Genomic DNA, 1709 nt, shown 5'->3' on the forward strand with positions numbered 1-1709 from the left:
GGGCGGGCGCGGGCGGGGTCTCGCCCGCCGCGTAGCCGCCGGCGACGTTCTTGGCCGCCGGCCCGAACATCGCCAGGCACTGGTTGTAGGCGAGGTCGTTCTTCAGGCGCTCGCACTCGCCGACCGAACGCGGCGTCCCCTGGGCCAGGGCGGTGCCGCCGAGCCACAGGAGGAGCAACCCGGCGAGGGCAGGGGACGGTTTCGGGAGGGGCATGAAGGACATCTGCGAGCGAAGCGGCGCGGTTCGGCCGCTTCTCGCCCCCGAGTGCGGCGAAAACGCGGGCGCCGTCAGCGGTCCGGTCGTTCCATCCACTTGATCAGCGGCATCAGCGGGAAGATCCAGGCGATGCCGAGGATGCTGTAGAGCACGGTCTGAAGCAGGGCCGGCGCCTCGGCGATGCGGCTGTCGGCCAGCGCCATCGCCAGCGGCGCGTAGACGATGACGAAGGCCAGGATCCCGATCGTCCCGATCAGGGTGCGGGTGCGGCGGCGCATGCGATTCCCTTGATGCTCGCCCCGGGGGGTAGCGCCGGCGGCCGGCGATGGCAACGCGTCGGATCGGCGCCGTCAGGGCGATTGCTGAAAGCGATCGCCCTTGTTTTCAGCTGGCCTCAATCGCCGGCGCCCGCCTCCGCGGGCTTGGGCTTTCGCTTCGCTCGACGGTCTCCAGGACATTCGTCCTGAAGACCCCGCTCCGCGCGGCGCTCTTCGCGCCGTGAAGCCGCCCCGGGCGGCTTCACGCGATCGCCCTGTCGACGCCGTCCCGCCGCGGTCCGCGCGCGTGCGGCAACGCCGGACGTTGCCGCGGGCGCCGGCTTTGCCTAACCCGGTGGCGCCCTGTCACCGATCCGAGCGACGACGCCCCGATGAGGCCTGCCGAATCCCCGCGCCGCGAAGGCGCCGTCCGCACGTGGCTCTACCTGCTCGCCGCCCTCGTCGTCGCGATGGTGGCGGTCGGCGGCGCGACGCGCCTGACCGGGTCCGGCCTGTCGATCACCGAGTGGCGCCCCGTGACCGGCGTGGTGCCGCCGCTCTCGGCCGCCGACTGGGCGACCGAGTTCGAGAAGTACCGCGACACGCCGCAATACCGCATCCTCAACCAGGGCCTGGGCCTGTCCGACTTCAAGGTGCTGTATTTCTGGGAATGGGGGCACCGCCTGCTCGGTCGGATCGTCGGCCTGGTGTTCTTCCTGCCGCTGATCGCGTTCTGGTGGCGCGGCATGCTGAGCCGGCGCCTCGGCCTCGGCCTGCTGACGCTCGGCATCCTCGGGGGCGCGCAGGGCGGGATCGGCTGGATCATGGTGGCCTCGGGTCTCCAGCCTGGCATGACCGCCGTGGCGCCGATCAAGCTCGCCCTGCACCTCACCATGGCCAGCCTGATCCTGGCGGGCCTCGTCTGGCTCGCCGCCGGCGAGCGCAGCGAAAGCGTCGCCCCGGCCCGACTCCGCCTGCGCGCGGTCGCGCTCGCCCTGCCGGTGCTGGTGCTGGCGCAGATCTTCCTCGGCGGCCTGGTCGCCGGCTCCCATGCCGGTCTCGTCCACAACACTTGGCCGACCATGGACGGCGCCCTGATCCCGCCGGCCGAGACGCTGTTCTCGGTCAGGCCCTGGATCGAGAACTTCGTCGACAACGTCACCCTGGTCCAGCTCAACCACCGGCTGACCGCCTACCTGCTGCTCGCCGTCGCCCTCGCGCACGCGGCCGACGCG

Annotated in this window: 2 protein-coding genes and 1 pseudogene; 1 reads left to right on the top strand and 2 read right to left on the bottom strand. The window is 72.0% G+C overall.

What is annotated here, in order from left to right:
• A pseudogene (locus tag FV223_RS26860) lies at nucleotides 1-214 on the bottom strand (hypothetical protein); the annotation flags it as partial.
• A 74-nt stretch (nucleotides 215-288) separates the two neighbouring features.
• Nucleotides 289-495: a DUF2842 domain-containing protein gene (locus tag FV223_RS26865; protein WP_147729767.1), complete on the bottom strand. Its 207-nt coding sequence runs from the start codon at nucleotides 493-495 to the stop codon at nucleotides 289-291.
• A gap of 371 nt (nucleotides 496-866) precedes the next feature.
• On the opposite strand from FV223_RS26865, the gene FV223_RS26870 reads away from it, so the two are divergent.
• The coding region (locus tag FV223_RS26870) for a COX15/CtaA family protein (protein WP_147729768.1) at nucleotides 867-1709 on the top strand (843 nt) is incomplete at its 3' end.

Source organism: Methylobacterium sp. WL116, from assembly GCF_008039455.1.
GTDB lineage: Bacteria > Pseudomonadota > Alphaproteobacteria > Rhizobiales > Beijerinckiaceae > Methylobacterium.